A 25,584-nucleotide genomic window follows, 5' to 3' on the forward strand; every position below is an offset into this window, starting at 1 on the left:
ACTGGTGCTCGCACGACATGCGAAGTCGGACTGGGCCGACGAGGGCCTCGACGACCACGATCGCCCGCTGAACGACCGCGGCCGTCGCGACGCCCCGGCGGTGGCCCGCGCGGTGCTGCGCGCCGGCGTGCGGCCCGAGACCATCGTGTCGAGCACGGCGCTGCGCGCGCGCGACACCGCCGCAGTGTTCGCGCAGACGTTCGACGCCGCCCTGACCGAGCACGCCGAGCTCTATCTCGCCGAGCCCGACCGACTGCTGGCGACGGCCCGCGCCGCCGGAGGCGACGAGGTCATGGTCGTCGCTCACGACCCCGGCATGAGCGCCCTCGTCTCGCGCCTCGCCGATCGCGACGTCCGCATGGTCACGTGCGCCGTCGCCGTCTTCACGTGGAACGACGGTACCTGGGATGACGTGGACGTCATCGCCCCCGACGAGTTCGAGCTGTTCACGCCGTAACCCGGCGCCGAGCCCGGGCGCACCCGGCCGCATGCGCATCCAAAGCACGACGGCCATCCGCCGCCCGCGCCGACCCTGCCGCGCCGGGCCCGCTGCGCCGAGCGCGCCGCGCACAACCTCCGCGATCCGCACAACCTCAGCGCGAACCCGTAAAACCCAGCGGACTTTGCGCGAATCACCGACATCGCGCCGACGCCGGAGCGCGCCGCGCACAACCTCGGCGATCCGCACACCCTCAGCCCGAACCCCTAAAGCTCAGCGGACTCTGCGCGAATCACCGACATCGCGCCGACGCCCGAGCACCCCGGGCCCGCCGCCGCACCCCGCCCCACCCCGCCCCGCCGCGACCTCAGACCTCGACGCCGTCCTTCCACACCCGCCGTACGAGCGGAACGCCGGGCCGGTAGGCCAGGTGCACGCGGCTGGGCGCCTCGAGCAGCACGAGGTCGGCCCGTGCCCCCGGGGCGATGCGTCCGACGTCGGTGCGCCGCAGGGCGCGCGCTCCCCCGGCCGTCGCCGCCCACACGGCCTCGGCCGGCGTCATCCCCATCTCACGCACCGCGAGGGCGATCATGAGCGGCATCGAACTGGTGAAGCTCGAGCCCGGGTTGCAGTCGCTCGCCAGGGCCACGGTCACTCCCGCGTCGAGCAGTCGCCGCGCGTCGGGGTAGGGCTGCCGCGTCGAGAACTCGACACCCGGCAGCAGCGTCGCGACGGTGGTGGACGCGGCGAGCGCCGATAGGTCGTCGTCGGTCAGGTAGGTGCAGTGGTCGACGGCCGCGGCCCCCGATGCGACCGCGAGGGCGACCCCGGCGCCGTACCCGAGCTGGTTCCCGTGCACCCGGATGCCGAGCCCCCGCGCGCGACCCGCGTCGAGCACGCGCCGGGACTGGTCGGCCGTGAACGCCCCGTCTTCGCAGAATACGTCGATCCAGCGCGCGAAGGGAGCCGCGGCCTCGAGCATCGCGCCGGTGACGAGGGCGATGTAGTCGTCGGGCCTTCCCGCGAACTCGGCGGGGACGACGTGCGCGCCGAGGAAGGTCACCTCCTCCGTCACCTCCGCCGCGAGGCGCGCCAGCCGTGTCTCGGTCTCGACGTCGAGGCCGTATCCGGTCTTGATCTCGAGGGTCGTGGTCCCCTGCGCGCGGCACTCGTCGACGAGCGCGCGCAGACGCCGGCGGAGGTCGTCGTCGGAGGCGGCGCGCGTGGCCGCCACGGTGGTGCGGATGCCGCCGGCGGCATACGACCGTCCGGCCATCCGCGCGGCGAACTCGTCCGCCCGGTCTCCCGCGAACACGAGGTGCGAGTGGCTGTCGACGAAGCCCGGGACGACGGCGCGACCGGCGGCGTCCACGACGGGGAGGCCGTCCCGACCGGGACGGTGCGCGCTCGAGGTGGCGGCATCCGTCGTTCCGACCCAGGCGACGCGTCCGGCGTGCACGCGCACCGCGGCGTCGCGGATCGTGCCGCACGGGTCGCCCGCAACGGCGGCGTTCGTGGTGAGTTCGGCGATGCCGGTCAGCCAGAAGGAGTCCGTCGCGGGCGCGCCCGTCACCTCCGCGCCGCTCCCCGCACCGGCCCCGCTCACCACATCGGCACCGTCAGTCCGCGCTCGGCCGCCACCTCGCGGGCGCGGTCGTACCCGGCGTCGACGTGTCGCATGACGCCGGTGCCGGGGTCGTTCACCAGCACGCGCGCGAGCTTCTCGGCGGCGAGGTCCGACCCGTCGGCGACGCACACCTGTCCGGCGTGGATGCTGCGACCGATGCCGACGCCCCCGCCGTGGTGGATCGACACCCACGACGCCCCGCTCGCGGTGTTGAGCAGCGCGTTCAGCAGCGGCCAGTCGGCGATCGCGTCCGAACCGTCGGCCATGGCCTCGGTCTCGCGGTAGGGGGAGGCGACGGATCCCGCGTCGAGGTGGTCGCGACCGATCACGATCGGCCCCGACAGCTCGCCCGAGGCGACCATCTCGTTGAATCTCAGCCCCGCGAGGTGGCGCTCCTGGTAACCGAGCCAGCAGATGCGGGCCGGCAGCCCCTCGAAGTGCACCTGCTCGCCCGCCTTCTCGAGCCAGCGGTGCAGGGCCGTGTCGTGCGGGAAGAGTTCGGCGACCGCCCGATCGGTCTTGGCGATGTCCTCGGGGTCTCCCGACAGCGCCACCCAGCGGAACGGTCCTTTGCCCTCGGCGAACAGCGGGCGGATGTACGCCGGCACGAACCCCGGGAAGGCGAACGCGCGGTCGTAGCCGCCGAGCTCCGCCTCGCGGCGGATCGAGTTGCCGTAGTCGAACACCGCGGCTCCGGCATCCTGGAATCCGACCATCGCCCGCACGTGAGCGGCCATGCTCTCGCGCGCGCGGCGGGTGAAGTCCTCGGGATCCCGGGCGGCCTCGGCCTTCCAGCGATCGACGGCGACGCCGATGGGGAGGTACGACAGCGGGTCGTGCGCGCTCGTCTGATCGGTGACGATGTCGATCCGGATGCCGCGGGCGAGCAGTTCCGGGAAGATCTCGGCCGCGTTCCCCTCGACGCCGACCGAGAGGGCCTCACCCGCGTCGCGGGCGGCGCTCACCCGGGCGATCGCGGCGTCGAGGTCGTCGGCCACCTCGTCGAGGTAGCCGTGCGCCACGCGCCGGTCGAGACGCGCGCGGTCGACGTCGACGATGAGCACGGCGCCGCCGTTCATCGTCACGGCGAGCGGCTGGGCGCCGCCCATGCCACCGCAGCCGGCGGTGAGGGTGAGGGTGCCCTCGAGGGACTCCCGCCCGAGCGAGCGCGCCACGGCGGCGAAGGTCTCGTACGTGCCCTGCAGGATGCCCTGCGTGCCGATGTAGATCCACGAGCCCGCGGTCATCTGCCCGTACATCGTGAGCCCGAGGTCTTCGAGCCGGCGGAACTCGGGCCACGTCGCCCAGTCGCCGACGAGGTTCGAGTTCGCGATGAGCACGCGCGGCGCCCACTCGTGCGTGCGGAAGACGCCGACGGGCTTCCCCGACTGCACGAGCAGCGTCTCGTCGGGTTCGAGGTCGTCGAGCGTGCGCACGATCGCGTCGTAGGCCTCCCACGACCGGGCGGCCCGCCCGGTTCCGCCGTAGACGACGAGATCGTCGGGGCGCTCGGCGACCTCGGGGTCGAGGTTGTTCATGAGCATGCGCTTGGCGGCTTCCGCCCCCCAGCTCTTCGCGGAGCGGGCGGCCCCGCGGGGCGCGTGGATCGAAGAGCGGCGAGCGGATGCGGCGGCCTCGGCCTCGCCACGTGACGGCGTCGCAGAATCCGGGGTCGAGGCGGGGAGGGTGGTGTCGGTCATGGCGTGATCTCCTTCGATCGGACGGAACGGACGGGGGGTCAGCCGCGGGAGGCGACGGGCTCGGTCGCGGCGTGCTCGGTCGCTGCGCGCGCGATCGCTCCCGAGGCGACGAGGTCGGCGACCGCCTCGATCTCGGGCGAGACGAAGCGGTCGGGCCCGGGGCCCTCGACGCGGCCGCGGACGACGTCGCGCACCGCCCCGGTGGCCGCCGCGGGCTGCAGGGGCGCGCGCAGGTCGAGGGCGCGGCATCCGGTGAGCACCTCGATCGCGAGGACGCGGGCGAGGCCGTCGATCGCGCGCCGGAGCTTGCGGGCACCGGCCCATCCCATCGACACGTGATCCTCCTGCATCGCGCTCGAGGGGATCGAGTCGACCGAGGCCGGGGCAGCGAGACGCTTGAGCTCCGACACGATCCCCGCCGCCGCGTACTGGGCGATCATCAGGCCGGAGTCCACACCCACCTCGTCGGCGAGGAAGGGCGACAGTCCGTTGCTGCGCGCCACGTCGAGCGCGCGGTCGGTGCGCCGCTCCGACATCGACGCCACGTCGGCCACGGCGATCGCGAGGAAGTCGAGCACGTACGCGACGGGGGCGCCGTGGAAGTTGCCGTTCGACTCGACGCGTCCGTCGACCGTCACGACGGGGTTGTCGACGGCGGATGCCAGCTCGCGCTCGGCGACCTGCGCGGCGTGGGCCATCGTGTCGCGCGCTGCTCCGTGCACCTGCGGGGTGCAGCGCAGCGAGTAGGCGTCCTGCACGCGCGTGCACTCCGGGCCGCGGTGGCTCGCCACGATCGGGGAGCCGGCGAGGAAGGAGCGCAGGTTCGCGGCGGAGGCGGCCTGACCGAATTGCGGGCGGAGCGCCATGAGATCGGCCGCGAAGACGGCATCCGTCCCCAGCTGCGACTCGATCGAGATCGCCGCCGCGACGTCGGCGGTGGTGAGCAGCATCTCGAGGTCGTGCAGGGCGAGCAGCAGCATGCCGAGCATGCCGTCGGTGCCGTTGATGAGGGCGAGGCCCTCCTTCTCGCGCAGCGCGACGGGCGCAATGCCCGCCGCGGCGAGGACGTCGGCGGCCGGGAGCGCTCGCCCCGCGGCGTCGCGCACCTCTCCCTCGCCCATCACGGCGAGCGCGACGTGCGACAGCGGCGCGAGATCGCCCGAGCAGCCGAGCGAGCCGTACTCGCGCACGACCGGGGTGATCCCGGCGTTCAGCAGGCCCGCGTAGGTCTCGACGACGACGGGCCGCACGCCCGTGCGGCCGGTGGCGAGCGTCTGCAGGCGCAACAGCATGAGGGCGCGCACGACCTCGCGCTCGACCTCGGCGCCGGTTCCCGCGGCGTGCGAGCGGATGAGGCTCGCCTGCAGCTGGGCGCGCCGGTCCTCGGCGATGAAGGTGGTCGCGAGCGCCCCGAAGCCGGTCGAGATGCCGTAGTGCGGCTGCGGGTCGTCGGCCAGACCCTCGATGAGCGCCCGGGTGTCGGCCACGCGCTGCAGGGCGTCGGCGTCGACGACCACGCGCGCATCGTGGCGCGCGACCTCGACGACCTCGCGCGGGGTGAGGGGGGTGGATCCGACGGTGACGCTCGTGTGCATGAGGAGATTCCACCGCGTCCGCTGTCGCGGAACGACGGGGTTCTGGCATCCTGTGTCTGTCATGCCAGACAATCTCCGCCCGCAGGTCCCCGCCGCCGATCAGACGCTGCGGATCCTCTCGCTGCTCGCGCGTCAGCCCGGCCCGATGGCCGCGCAGACGATGGCGACGACCCTCGGCATCCCCCGCTCGAGCGTGTACCACCTGCTCTCCACTCTCGAGCAGCACGGGTACGTCGTGCACCTGCCCGGAGATCGCCGGTGGGGCCTGGGCACGGCGGCGTTCGAGCTCGGCGGCGGCTACGCGCGGCAGCAGCCGCTGGCCCGCCTCGGCCGACCGCTGCTCGCCGCCCTGTCGGATCGCGTCGGCGAGAGCGCGCACCTCGCCGTGCTCGCCGGTCGCGACGTGCTGTACATCGTCGAAGAGCGCGCGCCCCGCCGCCCCGCGCTCGTGACCGATGTGGGCGTGCGCCTGCCCGCGCACCTCACCGCCACGGGTCGGGCGATGCTCGCCGCGCTCCCCCGCGAGCAGGTGCGCGCCCTCTTCCCGGATGCCACGACCCTCACCCAGCGACACGTCCTGGGCCCCGCGACCCCGCGCGCGCTGCGCGAGGTGCTCCGGGAGGTGCGCGCGGCCGGCTACGCGAGCGAGAACGGCGAGGTCACCCCCGGATTCCGCTCCGTCGCCGCGGCGGTGCTCGACCACGCCGGCTGGCCCGCCGCGGCCGTGGCGATCACGTGGCCGGCCGACGGACCGCCGCGCGATGCCGCGGCGCTGGCGTCCGCGGCATCCGCCACCGCCGCCGAGCTCGCCCGCCGCATCGGCCGCCCCGCCTGATCCGGGCCGACCGAGGCGCGTGCCGGCCGGCCGCCACTGCCGCGCCCCCGCCGGGTCGGGGCGCGATACGTGCACCGGGGCGCACCCAACCCGCCCCACTGCACATTCCCCGCCCCGGTGGTCGCGCATTGCCCCGCTGCACACTCCCCGCCCCGGTGGTCGAGCATCGCCGGGGTCGGGGCAGCGCACGGCAGCGCCGCAAGCGCCGCGCGTCAGCGCACGACGAGCCGCGGCTCCACGAGCACGTGCGCGGCGCCGGCGGTCGCGGCGCGCGGGGCCACGACCGTCCCGTCTCCCATGAGCAGTTCGAGCACCCCGGATGCCACCCGCTCGGGCAGCTGCTCGACGCTCGACAGTCCGAGGGCCTCGGCCGCCGGGGTGTTGTCGAATCCCACGATGCGCACGTCGGTGCGCCCGGCCAGGGCCGTGGCCAGGTGCGCGCCGATCGCGAGGGAGTCGCTCGCGCACACGATGGCGTCGACGTCGGATCGCGTCGCGAGCTCCGCCGCGACAGCGTCGCGGGCGAGGGAGACGCTGTCTTCGACGACCCAGCGCGGTCCGCGCGCGGGCCCGACGCTCTCGCGCCACCCGCGTTCGCGCTCGTCGCCCGTCCCCGAGCCCTCGGGCCAGCCGAGGAAGGCGATGCGCCGCGCCCCGTCGACCTCGAGCAGGTGTGTGGTCGCCGCCCGCGTCCCGGCGGCGCCGTCGACGTCGACCCACAGGTGCGCGGGGGCTTCGACGTCGTCCTCGCCCCACGGCCGACCGAACGACACGAACGGCAGACCCCGCGCGTTCAGCCACCCGGTGCGGGGGTCGCCGTGGAAGGTTCCGGTGATGACGACGGCATCCACTTCTCCCCCCTCCAGCAGGTCGGACAGCCGGTCGATCTCCTCTTCGGCGGTGCGCGCGGCGTAGAGCAGCACGCGCATGTCGCGCTCGCCCGCGCTCTCGGTGAGGGCGTGGACGAAGCGGTCGAGCACGACCCCGGCGATGCCTCCCGCGTAGGGATCGAGGTGGATGCCGATGGTGGAGCTGCGGCGCGTGCGCAGGCGCCGCGCGGCGGCGTGCGGGCGATAGCCGAGCTCGGCGATCGCGGCCTCCACGCGCAGCCGCGTGGTCTCGCGCACGATGTCGGGGGTGTTGACGACGTTCGACACGGTCTGGCGGGAGACTCCCGCCACGCGGGCGACGTCGTCGACGGTGGGCGCTTTCATCATCGCCGTCCTCCCCTCTCCGCGATACGGATCCCTTACCGCTGGCGCCTCCGTGCGCGGCGCGGTGCGCGCCCTCGCGGTCTCGTCAGCCTAAAGGGTCGGCGCCGCGACGGCTTGACACGCGGCCCCGCCGTTCCTTACCTTTGTCGAACCGTCATTTGAACGTTCAAAAAGACGGGCCCTCCGAGCACCCGGAGGGGTCGCATGCCTCATCGAAGGAGAGAGACACATGACACGGCACCCTGTCCGCCTCTGGCTCACCGCCGGCGCCCTGCTCGCCACCGGAGCCCTCACGCTCACCGCCTGCGGCTCGGGCTTCAACGACACCCCCGGCGACGGCCAGGCCTCGGGCGGCGGCAAACTCACCCTGCTCATCGGCTCCTCGGGCGACGCCGAAACCCAGGCCGTCACCGACGCCGTCGCCGCGTGGAGCGAGCAGTCGGGCGTCGAAGCCGAGGTCCAGACCGCCAACGACCTCCCCCAGCAGCTCTCGCAGGGCTTCGCCGCGGGCTCTCCGCCGGACCTGTTCTACCTCGCCCCCGAGGCCCTCGCCGGCTACGCCGCGAACGGATCGATCCAGGCGTACGGCGACGACCTGTCGAACAAGAGCGACTTCTACCCCTCCCTCGTCGACAACTTCACCGTCGACGGTCAGTTCTTCTGCGCCCCCAAGGACTTCTCGACGCTCGCGCTGATCATCAACACCGACCTGTGGGCGGCGGCGGGACTCACGGATGCCGACATCCCCACGACGTGGGACCAGTTGGCATCCGTCGCCCAGAAGCTCACCACCGACGGCCGCGTGGGCCTGGCGTTCGGCGCCGAGTACCAGCGCGTGGGCGCGTTCATGGCCCAGGCCGGCGGCGGACTCGTCACCGACGGCAAGGCCACCGCCGACAGCGCGGCCAACGTCGAGGCGCTCGACTACGTCAAGACGCACCTCAACGACGGCACCTTCGCCTTCGCCTCCGACGTGGGCGCGGGCTGGGGCGGCGAGGCGTTCGGCACCCAGAAGGCCGCGATGGTCATCGAGGGCAACTGGATCTCGGGCGCGATGTCGGCCGACTACCCCACCGTGAAGTACCAGGTCGCCGAACTCCCCGCGGGCCCCGGCGGCAAGGGCACGCTGCAGTTCACCAACTGCTGGGGCATGGCCGCCGACAGCGGCAACCAGGAGCAGGCCCGCTCTCTCGTGGAGTACCTGACCGGCACCGACCAGCAGCTGGCCTTCTCGAAGGCGTTCGGCCCGATGCCCTCGATCCAGTCGGCTGCCGACGCGTGGTCGACCGCCAACCCCGACAAGACCGCGTTCCTCGCCGGCGCCGATTACGCGCAGTTCCCGCCGAACATGGCCGGTGCCGCCGATGTCATCACCGACTTCAACGCGCAGCTGGAGTCGCTGAAGACCGGCGACCCGCAGGCGCTGCTGAAGACGGCGCAGTCCAACCTCGAGGCGATCGTCAAGTAAGCGACCCCCTCATGAGTGCTCTCACCACAGCGCCGCGTCGCGCCGGGTCCCCCTCCGCGGGGATCCGGCGCGGCGAGGCCGCCGCCGGCTGGCTCTTCACCGCCCCCGTGCTGATCATCCTGGGCGTGTTCCTGCTCGTCCCCGTGCTGATGGCGTTGTGGGTGAGCTTCTCGGACTGGACCGGACGCGGAAGTCCCTTCTCCCCGAGCGTCGGCTTCGTCGGCCTCGACAACTACGCCGCCGTCACCACGGGCGGCGGGCTCGCCGAGCGCGACTTCGGCACGGCCCTGCGCAACAACGCCTGGTACGTGCTGCTGGTCGTCCCGCTGCAGACGGCCCTCTCGCTCTTCCTCGCGGTGCTCGTCAACCGCGCGGTCCTGCGCGGTCGCGGCCTCTTCCGCACCGCCTTCTACTTCCCCTCCGTGACCAGCTCGGTCGCCATCACGGTGCTGTGGCTCTTCCTCTTCTCGGCATCCGGTGCCGTCAACGAGGTGCTGTCGTGGCTCGGCATCAACGGCCCCAACTGGTTCAGCGACCCCTCGGGCGTCGTGCACAACCTGCTCGCCGCGGTCGGCGTCACCAGCGGTCCCGCCGTACTCACCGGCAACACGATGCTGGGCGTGTCGTGGTGGGACTGGCTCGCCGGACCCTCGGTGGCGATGTCGGCGTTCATCCTCATGGCGGTGTTCACGACCTCGGGCACCTTCATGCTCCTGTTCATCGCGGGCCTGCAGAACATCGGCGCCGACGTGCAGGAGGCCGCGATGATGGACGGCGCGAACGGCTGGCAGCGCTTCTGGCGCGTGACCCTGCCGCAGCTCAAGCCCGTGCTCTTCACCGTGCTGACGCTCGGCCTCATCGGCACCTGGCAGGTGTTCGATCAGATCTACACCGGAACCCAGGGCGGCCCCGGCAAGACCACCCTCACCCCGGCCTACCTCAGCTACTCGTCGGCGTTCCTCTCGCAGCAGTGGGGCCAGGGCGCGGCGATCGCGTTCGTGCTGTTCGTCATCATCGTCGCGCTGACGATCCTGCAGCGCTTCGTGCTGCGCGATCGCCCGGTCTCGCGACGTCGCATCCGTCAGTACGAGGTGCGCGCGCAGAAGGGGGTCACGCGATGACCGCCACGGCCTCCCCCCAGACGACCGTCCTCGCCGAGCAGCGCGTCGACGGCCCCACGCGCCCCGCGAAGCACCGCATGTCGGCGAAGACCCTGCGCTGGCAGATCGGCCTGTACGTGCTGCTGCTCGTGCTCGCGCTCGTCTACATCTATCCGTTCCTCGTGCAGGTGGCGACGTCGTTCAAGACGGATGCCGCGGCCGCGGCCGACCCGATCTCGCTCGTGCCGCAGCCCTTCACGTGGGCGGCCTACGAGAGACTGTTCCTCAACTCCGACTTCCCGGTGTGGTTCGGCAACTCCATCGTGGTGACGGTGTTCGTCACCCTCGGCCGGGTGTTCTTCAACTCCCTCGCCGGGTACGCGCTCGCTCGCCTGCAGTTCCGCGGTCGCGGCATCGTGTTCGCCGGGCTCGTCGCGGTCATGGCCGTGCCGGCCGTGGTGCTGCTTATCCCGAAGTTCCTCGTGATCAATCAGCTGGGCATGTACGACTCGTACGCGGGCATGATCCTGCCCCTCCTCGTGGATGCCGCGGGCGTGTTCATCATGAAGAACTTCTTCGAGTCGATCCCGCCGTCCGTCGAGGAGCAGGCCCGGATCGACGGAGCGGGCACCTTCCGCGTGTTCTGGTCGGTCGTGCTGCCGATGGCGCGGCCCGCGCTGATCACAATCGTGATCCTGTCGTTCCAGGGCTCGTGGAACGAGCTCAGCCACTTCGTCATCTCCACCCAGTCGCCCGAGCTGACCACCCTGACCAAGGGCGTGGCGTCCCTCGCGAGCGGTCAGCTCAGCCAGGGCAGCCAATTCCCCCTCAAACTCGCGGCCGCGGCCCTGATGACGATCCCTGTCGCCGTGGTGTTCTTCATCTTCCAGCGCCGCATCATGAACGCCAGCGAAGGAGCCGTCAAAGAATGACCACCGCCCCCACCACCTCGCCGAACGGGACGACCACCGAGACCATGCCCCTGCAACCCCTGCTCAACGACGCCCTGATCGTGCTGCGCGCGCCCACCCAGGCGTGGTCCGACGGCTCCGGCGACATGGGCGCCGCCGCCGTCCACGGCGTCTACCACGGCGACGTCCGCCATGTCGCCTCGCTCGTCGCGTCGTGCGACGAGTCGCCCATCGAGTGGATCTCGACCGCGCCCGACGGCGCCTCGCGCGTGGTCTTCGGCGGCATCCTGCGCGGCGTCGACGACTCGACCCCCGACCCCAAGGTGCGCCTGCTGCGCGATCGTCGGGTCGACGACGGCGTCGTGAGCGAGGCGTGGACCGTCGCCTCGCGCGTCGACCGTCCCGTCCGGGCCACGCTGCGCCTGCGCCTCACCCCCGAGTTCGCCCAGCTGCACGAGGTGAAGTCGGACCACGCGCGGCCCCGGCCCGCCCGGATCCACGTCGAGGGCGACATCGCGCGCGTCGACGCCGGTCCGCAGGGGCTCGAGCTGGCCGCTCCGGGCGCCCTCGTGGCATCCGGGACCGACGGGGTCGACGCGGCGTGGAGCATCGAGATCCCCGCGTTCGGCGAGGTCACCGTCGGCTGGACGCTGAGCCTGCGCGATGACACCCTCGTCGTCGGCTCGGCCACCGCCCCCGCGCGGTGGGATGCCGCGGCGGTCGCCGCACGCTCCTCCGACCCGCGGCTCGCTCGGTGGCTGCGCACGGCGCTCGACGACCTCGACGCGCTGCGGCTCGTGCTCCCGGAACACCCCCGCGACGAGTTCTTCGCCGCGGGAGCGCCGTGGTTCTTCACCCTCTTCGGCCGCGACTCGATCTGGGCGGCGCGCCTGGCCCTCCCCCTCGACCGCGAGATCGCGGCATCCACCCTCCGTGTGCTCGCGCGCCTGCAGGGAACCGACGACGACGCGCAGACCGCCCAGGAACCCGGCAAGATCCTCCACGAGCTGCGCGCCTCGGCGCTCGAGATCCCCGGCGAGGGCATCGTGCTGCCGCCGAAGTACTACGGCAGCGTCGACTCGACGCCCCTGTGGATCTGCCTTCTCGCCGACGCGTGGCGGGCCGGCATGCCCGACGAAGAGGTGCGCGAACTCCTCCCGGCGCTCCGCGGGGCCCTCGGCTGGATCCGCGACAGCGGCGACAGCGACGGCGACGGCTTCCTCGACTACATCGACCGCCTCGGCACGGGCCTGTCGAACCAGGGCTGGAAGGACTCCGGCGACTCGATCCAGTGGCGCGACGGCCGCCTCGCCGAGGGACCCATCGCCCTGTGCGAGGTGCAGGCGTACGCGTACGAGGCCGCCCTGGCCGGAGCCGACCTGCTCGCGGAGTTCGGAGAGGCGACGGATGCCGACGACGTCGCGTTCTGGCGCGCCTGGGCCGCCGACCTCAAGCGCCGCTTCGCCGAGACGTACTGGGTCGAGACGCCCGAGGGCCGCTACCCCGCCGTCGCCCTCGACCGCGACAAGCGTCCCGTCGACACGCTGACCAGCAACATCGGGCACCTGCTCGGCACCGGCATCCTCTCCCCCGACGAGGAGGCGCACATCGCCGATCTGCTGCTCGGCGAGAGCATGTCGAGCGGGTACGGCATCCGCACGATGTCGACGGGAGCCGCCGGATACTGGCCGGTGTCGTACCACGGCGGCAGCGTCTGGGTGCACGACACCGCGATCGCCGCGCACGGCATGCTCCGCGCGGGACTCGCCGCTCCGGCGCGATCGGTCGTCGAGGGGCTCCTGGATGCCGCGGAGGGCTTCGCCTACCGCGTGCCCGAGCTGCACTCCGGCGACCCGCGCTCCCACTCGTCGGTGCCCACCCCGTACCCGGCCGCCTGCCGCCCGCAGGCGTGGTCGGCGGCGGCCGCGGTGGTGTGCCTGACGGCGCTCACGCCCTCCCCCCAGGCGTGAGCCGCCGGGCGGCGCCCCGCGTGCGGCGCCGCCCGGCCCTTCTTCGCGCGCTTCCTCGCTGCGCCGGGGCGCCCCTCGTCTCCAAAAGCGCGGTGCCTGTCCCACTTATCGCCGGTGACGCACCGCCCGACCCACCAAAACTGGGACGAGGTCCTCAACGCACCCCTCGTCCCGAAAAGCGCGGTGCCTGTCCCACTTATCGCCGGTGACGCACCGCCCGACCCACCAAAAGTGGGACGAGGTCGTCGACGCGCCCCCTCGTCCCAGGGCGGCCGCGCCGCACCACGCGAATGCCGCCGCCCTCAGGCGACGCGCTCGACCGTCCCGCCGGTCAGCCGCACGAGCTCGTCGAACGTCAGCGGGAACACCGTGTGCGGCGTCCCCCCGGCGGCCCAGATCTCATCGAACGCCGCGAGGTCCTCGTCGACGACGGTCGTCAGCGCCGCGGGGTGGCCGGTCGGCGCGACTCCCCCGATCGGCTGGCCGGTCGCGGCGAGCACCTGTTCCGGCGTCGCCCGGCGGATCGCCCCGCGCCCGAGCCGCTCCGCCAGCGCCGCCGTGTCGACGCGGTGCGCTCCGCTGGTCATGACCAGCAGAGGCTCGTCGTCGCTCCAGAACACCAGGCTGTTGGCGATCGCGCCCACCTCGACGCCCAGGGCCGCAGCGGCCAGGGCCGCCGTGGACGCGGCATCCGGAAGCACGATGATCTCGCCGGAAATGCCGGCGGCCGCCAGCGACGCGGCGACGAGACGGCTCCGGGCGGGAAGGGCGTCAACCATGCCCGACAGCCTACGACGGCCCCCGCGGGCGCCCCGCCCGCGTCGATCCCCCGCGAGAGCACACGATCGGCGCGACCGGACATCTTCCGCACCGTCGCGCGCATGTGATCTCGCGCCGATCGTGTGATCTCGGCGAACGAGACCGCGCGGGCGTCGCGCGCGACGGCGTCTCGCGACAGAATGGAGGGTGGATGCCGCAACGCCGCGGCTCCGGAACGTGCCGCCCACAAGGCGGCCGACGACAAGGAACGCGATGACCAACGCCCTGCCCCTGCCCGACTTCGCCCACGAGCGCGTGGAGGTGATGACGGGACGCCGCAGCGGCCTGTTCATCGCCGTCGCCCTTCACTCCTCGGTGCTCGGCTCCGCCCTCGGCGGCGCCCGGCTGTGGACCTATCCCTCGTGGACCGACGCTCTCGGCGATGCCCTGCGCCTGTCCGCGGCCATGACCCTGAAGAACGCCGCCGCCGGTCTCGACGCGGGCGGTGGCAAGAGCGTCATCGGTCTGCCCCCGGGCACCGTGCTCGACGCCGACCGTCGCCGTGCCGCCTTCCTCGACCTGGGCGATGCCGTCGAGAGTCTCGGCGGCCTGTACCGCACGGCCGAAGACGTGGGCTCGACCACCGACGACATGCTCGTCGTGAGCGAGCGCACCGCGCACGTGGTCGGGCTCCCCGACACGGTCGGAGGCTCGGGCGAGCCCGCCGGTCCCACGAGCCTCGGCGTCTACGCCTCGCTCATCGCGACCCTCGAGCGCGCCGTGGGCACCAACGACGTCACCGGGCGCCGCATCACGATCGCCGGTCTCGGTCAGGTGGGAAGCCGCCTCGCCGAGCGTCTCGCGACCGAGGGAGCGACGCTCACCGTCACCGACGTCAACCCCGCCAAGCGCGCCCTGGCCGCCGAATTGGGCGCCGCCTGGGTCGAGCCGAGCGAGGCCCACCTGGTCCCCGCCGATGTGTTCGTGCCCGCCGGCATCGGCGGCGTTCTCACCGACGCGGTGATCGACGCCCTCGACGCGCGCGCGGTCTGCGGCCCCGCCAACAACCCGCTGGCCGAACGCTCCGGCGCCGAACGGCTCGCGCAGCGCGGCATCCTCTACGCACCCGACTTCGTCGTCAACGCCGGTGGAGTGATCTACCTCGACCTCGTCGCCAAGCAGCGCGGAACGCTCGAGCAGATCATGGGCCGCGTGGCCGACATCGGCGACACCGTGCGCCGCATCTTCGACGAGGCCGCGTCGCGCGGGGTCACCCCGCTCGCCGCCGCCGAGGGGCTCGCCGCCGAGCGTCTCGCCGTCGGCGCGGGCGAGAACGCGCTCGTCTGACACGCCCGGGACGCAGAGAGCCGGATGCCGTCGTCACGGCATCCGGCTCTTCTCATGCGCGTCAGTGCGCGGCGTCGTACGCGGCCAGAACGGCGGCCGATATCCGCCCGCGGGTATTGATGGAATGTCCGTTCTTCTCCGCCCAGGATCGGACGTCGACGAGATCCCTCGTGGGCGCCGGTCGACCGCGCGGGGCTTTTCGCGCCGGTCCGGCGGAGAATCCCACTGCGCGACCCGCCGAAATGAAGGGCGAGAACGCGTCGCGCATCTTCTTCGCATTCTCTTCGGACAGATCGATCTCGTACGAACGGCCGTCGAGCGAGAAGTTCACCGTCTTTCCGTCATCGATGACCACGCCATCGAGATCATCGATCAGCTGAGTGATGTGCTTTTTCGCCATGGGGCGATCGTAGGACGGTGAATCGCCCCGCCCCGGGGAGAAGGATTGCGAATTCACCCGCTCCTTCGTCAGCTTTCACCGTCCGAGAACATCGCGGGTCGACTCTCGACCGCGACGATGCGGTGATCCTCGTCATGTGTGAGCTCGGTCCGACGGAATTGTTCGTCGTCGGGGAGCTGCAACTGAAGTCGCGAATAGGCGGTGACGCGCAGTCGACCGCGACGCACGCGCACATCGAGCACGTGCCCGCCGATCTCGCGGTCGTCGCTGAGGAAATGCAGGTGCAGACCCGCGACCGCGATGCCCTGATAGATCGCCGGCATCCAGAACCCCACGAGCGACCCCGCGCGGTCGGTCGTCTCGGTCTCGATCTGCTCCGCGGCGACCTCCGCCAGCGGGCGGAACGGCGGGAGCTCGCGACGCGTCACCCGCGTGCGCACCCGCGTCATCACGCCGTCCAGACGCACGGCGTGGAAGAAGTTCCGGCTGGCCAGTCGCTCGGCGACGAGGGCATCGAGACCCGCGGAGTCGACCTCTCCGACCGTGGTCGACGGGCCGGAGCCGAGCGTGCAGACGTCGACGAACGGAAGGGTCTCCTCCTCCGACATCCGCCGCGGCGGGCCGTCGGGGGTGCATTCGAAGGGCACGCCGTCGATCAGGACGACTTCTCCGCCCAACCCTTCGCAGCACCCGATTCCGGTGTCGCCGAGCGCGGCGAGGGAGGAAACCGGGATGCCACTCGAATACACACCGCCGAAAAGAGCGTCGAGTACGGCGAATTGCGTCACCGCACTCGACGCGATGTCGGCCGCCGTCGCGCGGGCCGACTCCTCGGGAGTGATATCAGGAATTGGCGTCCGCGTAGGCGTCGAGGATCGACGCGGGAACGCGACCGCGGTCGCTCACCGTGTGTCCATTGGCGCGAGCCCATTCGCGGACGGCACCGAGATCGACGTCGTTCGCGCGTCGCGGCGAACGCGAACGACGCGCGGTGGAGGCGCCGCGGGAAACCGAACGAGCGGCATCCACGAAAGGCGCGATTGCCGAATAGAACTTGTCGGCATTGCGGTCGGAAAGGTCGATCTCATAAGCGCGGCCTTCGACCGAGAAGGTGATCTGCTTTCCCTGTCCGTCTTCGAGGACGGTTCCGTCGAGATCGTCGACGAGGTGGGTGATGTGCTTCATAGCCATAATACGAAAAACAATACACCGCCATTCGATGAATTACCCGCATGACTATTCGTGTGATATCTCGAGCGCGGCCGGTCGAGGGGGTGATGGTCACGGCGCTCCCGGGGGACTATCCTCCGGGGGTGGTGTTCGCTCCCCGGACATCGCCCGAGACAGAGATCCGTCGAGACAGGGAAGCGTCGCGTGAGCCTTTTCCGTACCAAGTCGGTGGAGCAGTCCATCGCCGACACCGATGAGCCGGAGTTCCGGCTCAAGAAGTCCCTCAGCGCGGTCGATCTGACCGTCTTCGGCGTCGGCGTCGTGATCGGCGCGGGCATCTTCACCCTCACCGGTCGCGCCGCCCACGACGTCGCCGGACCCGCCGTCGTCATCAGCTTCATCATCGCCGCGATCGCGTGCGGTCTCGCGGCCATGTGCTACGCGGAGTTCGCCTCGACCGTCCCGGTCTCGGGCTCGGCGTACACGTTCTCGTACGCCTCCCTCGGCGAACTGTTCGCCTGGATCATCGGATGGGACCTCATCCTCGAGATGTTCCTGGGCGCGAGCGTCGTGGCCCAGGGGTGGAGCGCCTATCTGGGCACGTTCCTCGAGCAGATCGGCATCACCCTCCCCGCCGCGATCTCGTACGGCGGAGTCGTCGACCTGCCGGCGATCCTGCTCGTCCTCGTGCTCGGCGGGTTGATGACCCTCGGCATCAAGGAGTCGCTGCGCGTCAACCTCGTGCTCGTGGCCGTGAAGCTGTTCATCGTGCTGTTCGTGATCATCGCGGGCATCATGTTCATCAACCCGGCCAACTACAGCCCCTTCGTGCCCGACTCGGTGCCCACCGAATCGGCCTCCGGCCTCACGCAGCCGCTGCTGCAGTTCCTCTCCGGACTCGAGCCCGCGACTTTCGGCGTCGGCGGCATCCTCGCAGGTGCGGCCCTGGTGTTCTTCGCCTACATCGGCTTCGACGTCGTGGCCACCACCGCCGAGGAGACCAAGCGGCCCCAGCGCGACCTGCCGATCGGCATCATCGCGTCGCTCGTGATCTGCACGATCCTCTACTGCGCCGTCGCGGTCGTGGTGACCGGCATGGTCCCCTACTCCGACCTCAACCCGTCGGCGGCCCTCGCGAACGCGTTCGCCTTCCACGGGCAGACCTGGATGGCCACGGTCATCGCCGCCGGCGCGGTGGCGGGTCTGACGACCGTCGTGCTGACGCTGCTCATCGGCGCCACGCGCATCATCTTCGCGATGTCGCGCGACCGCCTGCTCCCCGGCGGACTCGCCAAGGTGCACCCGCGCTTCCGCACCCCCTGGGTCATCTCGATCATCGTCACGGTCATCGTGGCGATCGTCGCCGGGCTCACCCCCATCGGCGTCCTCGAAGAGATGGTCAACATCGGCACGCTGTCGGCGTTCGTGCTCGTCTCTATCGGCGTGATCGTGCTGCGGCGCAAGCGTCCCGACCTCAAGCGCGGCTTCCGCGTGCCGTTCAGCCCGGTGCTGCCGATCCTGTCGGCCCTCATCTGCACTTACCTGATGCTCAACCTCTCGGTCGAGACCTGGCTGCGCTTCCTCATCTGGCTCGCCCTCGGTTTCGCGATCTATTTCGCCTACTCGCGCAGCCACGCGCGACTGGCCACCGGCGCCCCGCTCGATCCGACGACCCCGCGCGTGGTGGCCCCGCCGAAGGACTGACCCCTCGCCCCGCGGATGCCGCGGCCCCCGTCTCGAACGGTCGGGCCGCGGCATCCGTCGTTCTCCGCCGCGGGGAGGACGACGGATGCCGTGCGCGTCATCCCCGAGGATGATTTCCCGAGCGCGCGGGCCGAACCGGCCGTCGTCGCGACGCGCACCCCCCTAGGGTGGGGATGTTCGATGACGACGATTTCCGTTCCGGGGGGTTTCATGGGGATCGCACGCACGTGGGTCTTTCCGATTCTGCGTATCCTTCTCGTCGCCGTGGTGGCGGCGGCCTTGATCAAGCTGGCGTTCTTCCCCGATCGCCCCGTCGATGCGTCTCCCGCGATGCCGACGGGCAGCATCGTGGAACCGACGACGGTCGCGGCCCTGGGCACCATCACCAACGACGTCGTCGTCTCGGCCACCGTGGCCGCCGACCCGGCCGTGGCGATGAAGTCGACCGCCGCGGGCACCGTGAACAAGATCTTCATCGCGCAGGGCGCGACGGTCGCTCAGGGCGACGTGGTCTTCGACGTCAAGGTCCCGATCGAGCGCGATCCCGCTGACAGCGTGGATGCCGAGGGCAAACCCAAGCCGGCGATCTTCCGCTATCAGGACGTCACGGCGCCGGCGGGCGGCATCCTGAGTTCGCTCTCGGTCATCTCGGGCCAGGAGGTCACGATCGGGATGGCGGCGGGTGCGGTGGCTCCGCCGACCTTCTCGGTGAGCGGGACCCTCGAGCCGGCGCAGCAGTACCGCCTGCTCGACCGGCCCACCGAGGCGACGGTGACGATCACCGGCGGTCCGGCTGCCTTCACGTGCGGCAACCTGCGCATCACCACTCCCCTCGCCGGCAGCGGCGGTGACGCGTCCGAGAGCTCGACCGCCGCGGGCGGAGCGGTCAGCGGCTCGGGGGGTGCGGGCTCCGGCTCGGGCACGACGGCGACCTGCACCGTTCCGTCGGACGTGACGGTGTTCTCGGGACTGGCCGCCGAGATGACCATCGCCGGCGGGCGGGCCGAGAACGTGCTCGTCGTCCCGACGACCGCCGTGCGCGGCGCCGCCCAGAGCGGCACCGTGTGGATCATGAATGCCGACGGCACGACCGAGGAGCGCCCGGTGGCGCTCGGTCTGACCGACGGCACGCAGGTGCAGATCACGCAGGGGGTGGCCGAGGGCGATCAGCTCCTGGAGTTCGCGCCCGGGGCGATGGCGCCGGCGAACGACGGCTGCACGACCTATCCGGACGGGTCGATGTACTGCGAAGCGGCCACGGCCGGATGAGCCTGCTCTCGCTGCGCGAGGTCACCCGCACGGTGATCCCGCAGGACCAGCCCGCTCTGACGATCCTCAACGGGATCGACCTGCAGATCGAACCCGGCGACCACGTGTCGATCGTGGGGCGGTCGGGCTCGGGAAAGTCGACCCTGCTGAACATGCTCGGTCTGCTCGATCTGCCCACCAGCGGGGAGATCCTCTTCGACGACCGCCCCGTGCGGTCGTACTCGGCGGCGCAGCGCGACCGCCTGCGCGGCGCCGCGATCGGGTTCGTCTTCCAGCAGTTCAACCTGCTGCCGGGGCGCACGGCGCTCGAGAACGTCACGATGCCGCTGCTCTACGCGTCGGGGCGCACGTTCTGGCGCCGTACGAAGATCGCGACCGAGATGCTCGCGCTCGTCGGCCTCGAGCACCGCCTGCACAGCATGCCCGACCGTCTGTCGGGCGGCGAGCAGCAGCGCGTCGCGATCGCGCGGTCCCTCGTGCGGGGGCCGCGGCTGATCCTGGCCGACGAGCCGACGGGCGCCCTCGACCTCGACACCGGGCAGAGCGTCATGGAGCTCATCGACGAGGTCGCCGAGCGGACCGGCGCCGCGCAGGTGATCATCACGCACGACCCGACCATCGCCCGGCGCGCGCGCCGTCACTTCCGCCTCGACCGCGGCGTGCTGACGCCCGTCGACGATCCGACCCTCGAGCCGCTCACGCGTCGCGGCCGACGCGAGATGGCTCCGGCGTCGGCGGATGCCGCGACCGCGGCCGACGACGGACTCGCTCTTCTGGGTCTCGGCGGGGCCACCGCGACCCTCGAGGACGAGGACCGCCCGGCGGGCCCCGCTGATCGAGAGCGGGAGGGTCAGGGCTGATGGGCGCCGTCACTTCGATGGTCGGAGCCCTCCTCGAGGCGTGGCAGGAGGTGCGGGTGCACCGCACGCGCGTGCTGCTGTCGCTCGTGGGAGTCGCCGTCGCGGTGTGCTCCCTCACCACGGTGGTCGCCCTCGGCGCGATCGTGCAGCAGGCCACCCAGGAGCTGAGCGAACGGCAGTCCGGACGCCCGGCGAGCCTGTCGGTCTCGGCCTACCGCACCGACGGCGGTGAGCTCACGGCGCCCCAGATCGACGCGGCCTGGAACGAGGTCGTCGAGCGCTACGGCATCACGTACGCCAGCCGCGCGCTCCCGCTCCAGCAGGCCGTCCCCTTCCCCGACGGCATCGTGCAGGTCGCGACCCAGGCGGTCGATCAGCCCTACGGCGAGATGCACCGCGTGCAGATCAGCGAGGGCGAGTGGTTCACCGATCTCGACGCCCAGCAGCTCGCGCCGCGCATCATCGTGAGCGAGATCTTCTGGGACCGCATGGGCCGCCCTCCGCTCGAGACCCACCCGGTCGTCGCGCTCGGCGGGCAGGGCGTGCCGAACGCCGCGTCCGGCATCCCCTCCGGCGGGGTGCGCGCCGTCGTCGTGGGGGTGACTCCGGTGGCGTCGTGGGAGACCGAACCCACCATGTTCATGCTCAACGACCAGCTGCAGGCGATGCAGAAGGCGACGGCCGGGGAACGCGGTGAGGCCGCGGCCTCGCCGAACGACCCCTACGGCGGGCCGAGCATGCCGCAGTACGAGATGTGGGTCCCGCCCGAGATCGCCGACCAGCTCACCGAGGTCGTCAAGCGCGACCTGCGCGCGGCTCTCGGCGCCGGTGTCGAGGTGACCGCCGACCGGCGCGACTGGGCCACCTACGGCGACGACCCGTTCCTCGTGACGAAGATGGTCGTCATCGGCATCGCGGTGCTCGTGCTGCTGCTCGGGGCGCTGGGCCTGGTGAACATCGCCCTCGTGACCGTCAAGCAGCGCGTACGCGAGATCGGCATCCGCCGGAGTTTCGGGGCGACGGCCAGCCGCGTCTTCTTCGCCGTCATGCTCGAGAGCGTCGTCGCCACGGTCGTCGCGGGGGCCGCGGGGGTGATCGTGTCGATCCTCGTCGTGCAGTCCCCTATCGTGCGCGAGGTCATCGGCCAGGGCATGGTCACGGACTTCCCGCCGTTCCCGGTGGACGCCGCCGTCACCGGCCTCGTCGCCGCGACGGTGGTCGGGGCGATCGCCGGTCTGCTCCCGGCCCTCGTCGCCGTCCGCGTCAAGGTCATCGACGCCATCCGATACTGACGAGCAGGATCCGGCACACACCCGCGGGCGATCGCCCGCAGAGAGAGGTTCGAGAACGTGACCGATTCTTCCCGTGAGACCCCGGCGGCGGTGCCGCCGACCGTGCTGCCGGATGCCGTGGTCCCCGCGTCGACGGGCGACGGACCGCCCGCGATGCGACTCGCCGGACTCGTGAAGCGCTTCGGGGAGAAGACCGCGGTCGCCGGTCTCGATCTGACCGTGCCGACCGGGTCGTTCTACGGACTCGTCGGACCGAACGGCGCGGGCAAGACCACGACGCTGTCGATGGCCACGGGCCTGCTGCGCCCCGATGCCGGGAGCGCCCTCATCCACGGCGTCGACGTGTGGGCGCAGCCCGTCGAGGCGAAACGCCTCATCGGCAACCTCGCCGACGGCGTGCGCCTGTTCGATCGGCTCACCGGCGAGCAGCTGGTGACCTACACCGGCATGATGTTCGGTCTGGATCGCGACGAGGTCGCCTCGCGCACGGCCGACCTCCTGCGCATCATGGACCTCGGCGAGGCCGCCGGTACCCCCGTCGTCGACTACTCCGCGGGCATGACGAAGAAGGTCGCCCTGGCGTGCGCCCTGGTGCACGCGCCCCGTCTGCTCGTTCTCGACGAACCCTTCGAGTCGGTCGACCCCGTGTCGGCGGCGAACATCGAGGACATCCTGCGCGGGTACACCGCGTCGGGCGGCACGGTCATCGTGTCGAGCCACTCGATGGATCTGGTCCAGCGCATGTGCGATCACGTCGCCGTCATCGCGCAAGGCCGGCTCCTGGCATCCGGGACCGTCGACGAGGTGCGGGGCACGCAGACGCTGCAGGATCGCTTCGTCGACCTCGTGGGCGGTCGCCACCACTCGGAGGGGCCGCAGTGGTTGCGACAGTCCTGAGGATCCGCTTCCGCGTGCTGGGCAACACCCTCATGCGGAGCCCGATGCAGCTGGTCGGCTTCATCCTCGGCGTGCTCGGGGCGCTCTGGATGCTCCTCCTCGCGGGCGTCGGACTGTTCTTCGTCGGCACCCTCGACTTCGACATCGCGCGCGCCGCCGTGACGGCCGCGGGCGCCCTGCTCACGCTCGGCTGGGTCATCGGACCGGTGTTCGCCGCGGGAATCGACACCACCCTGGACCCGGCGAAGCTCGCGCCGTTCCCGATGACGACGCGGCAGATGATGGTCGCCATCACCGCCGGCGGCGTCACCGGCGTGCCCGGCATCGCCACCTCGCTCGGCGCGCTCGCGACGTTCCTGGTGTGGGCGCGCGAGCCGGTGGCCGCGATCGCGGCGGTCGTGTGCGTGCCGCTCGGCGTGCTCATCTGCGTCGTCGCGTCGCGGGCGGTCGCCGCACTGGCCGGAGGGCTGGGCGGCGGGCGTCGCACGCGCGAGATCGTGGGACTCGTCGGCTTCCTCGCGCTGATCTTCGCGAGTCCGCTCCTGATCGGCGTCATGAACGCCCTACGCGCCGCCACCGACCAGGGAGTGCAACTGCAGAGCATCGTCGACGCCCTGTCGTGGACGCCGATCGGCGCCGCCTGGGCCGTGCCCGGCGACCTCGCCACCGGGGCGTGGCTCACGGGCGCCCTCCGCCTGCTCATCGCCGTGGCCACCCTGGCGTTGCTGTGGTTCCTGTGGTGGCGGAGCCTGTCGGCATCCGTCGTCGCTCCGCCCTCCCGATCCGCGGCGCGGAGCCGCCGCGGATCGCTCGGGTGGTTCGGCGTCATGCCCTCCACCCCCGTCGGCGCGACGTGGGCGCGATCGCTGACGTCGTGGACGCGGGACATGCGCTACCTGCGGCAGCTGCTGATCCCGCCGGTCATACCGGTGTTGATGCTCGTGTACTCCGGTGGCCACACGTCGGGGTCCTTGTTCGCGCTGTCGGGGCTGCTGGTGGGCTTCTTCGCGGGCGTCCTGGCGTACACCGACGTCTCGTACGACGGCACGGCGTTCGCGACGGTGCTGCAGACGGGAATCAGAGGGCGAGACGACCGCCTCGGTCGCATGCTGGGCGCGGCGACCGTCAGCGTTCCGCTCGTGCTGATCATCGACGTCGCCACCGTCGCCATCGCCGGGCGGTGGGATCTTCTGCCGGCGGTTCTCGGTGCCTCGCTCGCGCTGACCCTGGTCGGCCTCGGTGTCAGCGCCGTCAGCTCCGCGCTCCTCGTCGTCCCCACCCCTGCCCCGGGCGACTCGCCGTTCAAGCGGGTGCCGGGATCGACGTTCTCGATGTTCCTGGCGTTCCTGCTCTGCTGGGGCCTGGTCGCGGTGGTGTCGCTGCCGGCGGTGGTCCCCGCGATCATCTCCACCGTCACGGGCTCCTTGACCGCGGGGTGGCTCGCCCTCGGCATCGGATCCGTCTGGGGTGTCGCGGTCTTCGTGGTCGGCGTCGTCGTGGGCGGCCGGACCTTCGACGCGAGCGCCCCGCGGCTGCTCGCCCAGCTGCGGACGTTCCGGGGGGCGTGAGGGCCTTTCCCCTCTCCCCCGCCCGGGACTAACGTGGGCGCCGATCCGTGTCGTCGCAGAAGGGATGCCGCATGGCCACCTCGCTCGTCGTCTACATCTCGTTCGCCGGCGCCGCCCGTGAGGCGATGACCTTCTACCAGTCGGTCTTCGGCGGCGAGTTGACGATCAACACGTTCTCCGACTTCGGCATCCCCGACGCCCCCGCCGACGGCGTGATGCATTCGGAGCTGCGCGCCGAGGGGTTCACGGTGATGGGTGCCGACGGCTTCGACGAGCCCGCGCAGGGGTGGGGCGCGAGTCGCACGCACGCCGCGTTCATGAGCGACGAGTTCGACCGGGTGCGCGGCTTCTACGACCGCTTCGTCGAACGCGGCGCCGAGGTGACGCAGGCGCTCGAGAAGCAGGTGTGGGGCGACTTCTACGGCGAGGTCGTCGATCCGTGGGGCGTGGCGTGGATGTTCAACGTCGCGGCGCCGGGCGGCTGGGCCGAGGGCGCCGCGGCGGACTGACCCGACCGCGCGATCCCCCGCCGGGCTCTCCCGCCTCGTCGGGATCCAGCGGAGTGGCGCTCAGCCCGCGAACGCCTCGACGCGAGCGACGAAGCGCGCGGGGTCGACAAGGTGCGGGTAGTGGGTCGGTGGCTGCCACACCTCGTGGACGGTGTGCGGGATGGCATCCTGCAGCCACGCCGCGTACTCGGGACCCGCGTCGAGTCCGGTGATGACGAGGTAGGGCACGTCGGACGGCACCGCCGTGAGCCGATCCACCAGCGCTGACAGGTCCTCGGGCGCGTCGTCGAGCAGGGGACGCCACATCCCCAGGACGACGTCCTGTTTCGGAGCGCGGATGGCATTCACGCGGTCGAGTTCTGCGGCATCCAATCCTCCCGCCATCTGCGCGAACATGCCGTGGATGAACAACGGGAACTGCTCGCCGCGCAGCATGGCCTCGGCCTGTTGGATCTGCTGCTGCATCCCGGCCAGGTGCAGCGGCTGGTCGACGTTCACGATCGCGCGAGCGGGGAAGAGCGCTCCGTACGCCGTCGCGACGATGCCGCCCATCGAGTGACCGACGACGACCGGCGGGCCGTCGGGGACGAGGCCCTGCTCCTGCAGCCGCACGACGGTGTCGTGGACGTCGGACGCGAGGGTCGGGATGTCGTAGGGCTCCGCCACCTGCGACGCGCCGTGGCCGCGCACGTCGACGCGGACGACGGTGAAGGATGCCGTGAGATCGACGGGGTCCCAACTGCGACGGTCCTCGGTGATGCCGTGCACGAGCACGAGGAGCGGACCGGAACCGGAGATGTCATGGGCGAGGATCATGGCGCAGCGCGGCTTTCGTGCTCGGGCGATCGGGGTGAGCGAGAGCCTAGCGGGACAGCTCGCGCACGGGCACGGTGATCCTGACACGATCCGCACAATCGCCTGACGGACCGGCCACATCCACGACCGACAGT

The 25,584-nt window shown here is 71.7% G+C and carries 23 protein-coding genes; 14 read left to right on the top strand and 9 right to left on the bottom strand.

All coding sequences use genetic code 11. The features are described from left to right. Nucleotides 1-4 precede the first annotated feature (4 nt). The gene (locus tag AB1K56_RS00510) at nucleotides 5-457 is read left to right on the top strand and encodes a histidine phosphatase family protein (RefSeq protein WP_371204090.1); all 453 of its coding nucleotides are present in this window, start codon (nucleotides 5-7) and stop codon (nucleotides 455-457) included. A gap of 349 nt (nucleotides 458-806) precedes the next feature. Here AB1K56_RS00510 and hutI read toward each other — a convergent pair whose 3' ends face one another. From hutI to hutH, 3 genes are all read right to left on the bottom strand, one after another. Then, entirely contained in the window at nucleotides 807-1,979 is a 1,173-nt protein-coding gene (gene hutI, locus AB1K56_RS00515; protein ID WP_371204638.1) for an imidazolonepropionase, read from the bottom strand. Between the two features lie 62 nt (nucleotides 1,980-2,041). Continuing rightward, nucleotides 2,042-3,766: a urocanate hydratase gene (gene hutU, locus AB1K56_RS00520; protein WP_371204091.1), complete on the bottom strand. Its 1,725-nt coding sequence runs from the start codon at nucleotides 3,764-3,766 to the stop codon at nucleotides 2,042-2,044. Between the two features lie 38 nt (nucleotides 3,767-3,804). Continuing rightward, entirely contained in the window at nucleotides 3,805-5,361 is a 1,557-nt protein-coding gene (hutH, locus tag AB1K56_RS00525) for a histidine ammonia-lyase (protein WP_371204092.1), read from the bottom strand. 61 nt (nucleotides 5,362-5,422) lie between these two features. Here hutH and AB1K56_RS00530 point away from each other — a divergent pair, with 61 nt between their 5' ends. Then, nucleotides 5,423-6,196 (top strand): IclR family transcriptional regulator, encoded by a 774-nt coding sequence (locus AB1K56_RS00530; RefSeq protein ID WP_371204093.1) that lies wholly within the window; start codon nucleotides 5,423-5,425, stop codon nucleotides 6,194-6,196. A gap of 212 nt (nucleotides 6,197-6,408) precedes the next feature. Here the strand turns inward: AB1K56_RS00530 and AB1K56_RS00535 are convergent, their stop codons facing one another. Continuing rightward, nucleotides 6,409-7,413, bottom strand: a complete 1,005-nt coding sequence (locus AB1K56_RS00535) for a LacI family DNA-binding transcriptional regulator (RefSeq protein ID WP_371204094.1) — start codon at nucleotides 7,411-7,413, stop codon at nucleotides 6,409-6,411. Nucleotides 7,414-7,639: 226 nt separating this feature from the next. On the opposite strand from AB1K56_RS00535, the gene AB1K56_RS00540 reads away from it, so the two are divergent. The 4 genes from AB1K56_RS00540 (at nucleotide 7,640) to AB1K56_RS00555 (ending at nucleotide 12,859) form a co-directional block, all read left to right on the top strand. Next, the gene (locus AB1K56_RS00540; RefSeq protein WP_371204095.1) at nucleotides 7,640-8,878 is read left to right on the top strand and encodes an extracellular solute-binding protein; all 1,239 of its coding nucleotides are present in this window, start codon (nucleotides 7,640-7,642) and stop codon (nucleotides 8,876-8,878) included. 11 nt (nucleotides 8,879-8,889) lie between these two features. Continuing rightward, nucleotides 8,890-9,999 (top strand): carbohydrate ABC transporter permease, encoded by a 1,110-nt coding sequence (locus tag AB1K56_RS00545; RefSeq protein ID WP_136586566.1) that lies wholly within the window; start codon nucleotides 8,890-8,892, stop codon nucleotides 9,997-9,999. A 77-nt stretch (nucleotides 10,000-10,076) separates the two neighbouring features. Continuing rightward, complete coding sequence (locus AB1K56_RS00550) at nucleotides 10,077-10,910, top strand: carbohydrate ABC transporter permease (protein ID WP_371204639.1); 834 nt, start codon at nucleotides 10,077-10,079, stop codon at nucleotides 10,908-10,910. Then, nucleotides 10,907-12,859 (top strand): glycogen debranching N-terminal domain-containing protein, encoded by a 1,953-nt coding sequence (locus AB1K56_RS00555; RefSeq protein WP_371204096.1) that lies wholly within the window; start codon nucleotides 10,907-10,909, stop codon nucleotides 12,857-12,859. Before AB1K56_RS00550 ends, AB1K56_RS00555 begins: the two co-directional genes overlap by 4 nt. A gap of 302 nt (nucleotides 12,860-13,161) precedes the next feature. On the opposite strand, the gene AB1K56_RS00560 is transcribed toward AB1K56_RS00555, so the two are convergent. Beyond that, nucleotides 13,162-13,638: a YbaK/EbsC family protein gene (locus AB1K56_RS00560; protein WP_371204097.1), complete on the bottom strand. Its 477-nt coding sequence runs from the start codon at nucleotides 13,636-13,638 to the stop codon at nucleotides 13,162-13,164. Between the two features lie 253 nt (nucleotides 13,639-13,891). Here AB1K56_RS00560 and AB1K56_RS00565 point away from each other — a divergent pair, with 253 nt between their 5' ends. After that, nucleotides 13,892-14,965, top strand: a complete 1,074-nt coding sequence (locus AB1K56_RS00565) for a Glu/Leu/Phe/Val dehydrogenase dimerization domain-containing protein (RefSeq protein ID WP_371204098.1) — start codon at nucleotides 13,892-13,894, stop codon at nucleotides 14,963-14,965. Between the two features lie 61 nt (nucleotides 14,966-15,026). On the opposite strand, the gene AB1K56_RS00570 is transcribed toward AB1K56_RS00565, so the two are convergent. The 3 genes from AB1K56_RS00570 to AB1K56_RS00580 all read right to left on the bottom strand — a co-directional run bounded on the left by AB1K56_RS00570 (nucleotide 15,027) and on the right by AB1K56_RS00580 (nucleotide 16,550). Beyond that, complete coding sequence (locus AB1K56_RS00570) at nucleotides 15,027-15,365, bottom strand: Lsr2 family protein (RefSeq protein WP_264631887.1); 339 nt, start codon at nucleotides 15,363-15,365, stop codon at nucleotides 15,027-15,029. 68 nt (nucleotides 15,366-15,433) lie between these two features. After that, a complete protein-coding gene (locus AB1K56_RS00575; RefSeq protein WP_371204099.1) occupies nucleotides 15,434-16,153 on the bottom strand; it encodes an acetolactate decarboxylase in 720 nt (239 codons plus the stop codon). Between the two features lie 55 nt (nucleotides 16,154-16,208). Next, nucleotides 16,209-16,550 (bottom strand): Lsr2 family protein, encoded by a 342-nt coding sequence (locus AB1K56_RS00580; RefSeq protein WP_319801387.1) that lies wholly within the window; start codon nucleotides 16,548-16,550, stop codon nucleotides 16,209-16,211. 189 nt (nucleotides 16,551-16,739) lie between these two features. Between AB1K56_RS00580 and AB1K56_RS00585 the strand changes: the two genes are divergently transcribed. From AB1K56_RS00585 to AB1K56_RS00615, 7 genes are all read left to right on the top strand, one after another. Then, nucleotides 16,740-18,239, top strand: a complete 1,500-nt coding sequence (locus tag AB1K56_RS00585) for an amino acid permease (RefSeq protein ID WP_136586573.1) — start codon at nucleotides 16,740-16,742, stop codon at nucleotides 18,237-18,239. A 180-nt stretch (nucleotides 18,240-18,419) separates the two neighbouring features. Beyond that, nucleotides 18,420-19,508: a hypothetical protein gene (locus tag AB1K56_RS00590; protein WP_371204100.1), complete on the top strand. Its 1,089-nt coding sequence runs from the start codon at nucleotides 18,420-18,422 to the stop codon at nucleotides 19,506-19,508. After that, nucleotides 19,505-20,368, top strand: a complete 864-nt coding sequence (locus tag AB1K56_RS00595; protein WP_371204101.1) for an ABC transporter ATP-binding protein — start codon at nucleotides 19,505-19,507, stop codon at nucleotides 20,366-20,368. The genes AB1K56_RS00590 and AB1K56_RS00595 overlap by 4 nt, the downstream gene beginning before the upstream one ends. Next, entirely contained in the window at nucleotides 20,368-21,660 is a 1,293-nt protein-coding gene (locus tag AB1K56_RS00600; RefSeq protein WP_371204102.1) for an ABC transporter permease, read from the top strand. Before AB1K56_RS00595 ends, AB1K56_RS00600 begins: the two co-directional genes overlap by 1 nt. A 153-nt stretch (nucleotides 21,661-21,813) precedes the next feature. After that, nucleotides 21,814-22,557: an ABC transporter ATP-binding protein gene (locus tag AB1K56_RS00605; RefSeq protein WP_264631888.1), complete on the top strand. Its 744-nt coding sequence runs from the start codon at nucleotides 21,814-21,816 to the stop codon at nucleotides 22,555-22,557. Further along, nucleotides 22,539-24,125, top strand: coding sequence for a hypothetical protein (locus tag AB1K56_RS00610; protein WP_371204103.1), 1,587 nt, complete (start codon nucleotides 22,539-22,541; stop codon nucleotides 24,123-24,125). The genes AB1K56_RS00605 and AB1K56_RS00610 overlap by 19 nt, the downstream gene beginning before the upstream one ends. Before the next feature lie 71 nt (nucleotides 24,126-24,196). Next, nucleotides 24,197-24,634, top strand: coding sequence for a VOC family protein (locus AB1K56_RS00615; protein WP_371204104.1), 438 nt, complete (start codon nucleotides 24,197-24,199; stop codon nucleotides 24,632-24,634). Between the two features lie 60 nt (nucleotides 24,635-24,694). On the opposite strand, the gene AB1K56_RS00620 is transcribed toward AB1K56_RS00615, so the two are convergent. Further along, on the bottom strand, nucleotides 24,695-25,450 hold the full coding sequence (locus tag AB1K56_RS00620) for an alpha/beta fold hydrolase (protein ID WP_371204105.1): 756 nt from the start codon (nucleotides 25,448-25,450) through the stop codon (nucleotides 24,695-24,697). Between the last annotated feature and the right edge of the window lie 134 nt (nucleotides 25,451-25,584).

The sequence above is a fragment of the Microbacterium sp. BWR-S6Y genome, from assembly GCF_041379845.1.
Classification (GTDB): domain Bacteria; phylum Actinomycetota; class Actinomycetes; order Actinomycetales; family Microbacteriaceae; genus Microbacterium; species Microbacterium hydrothermale.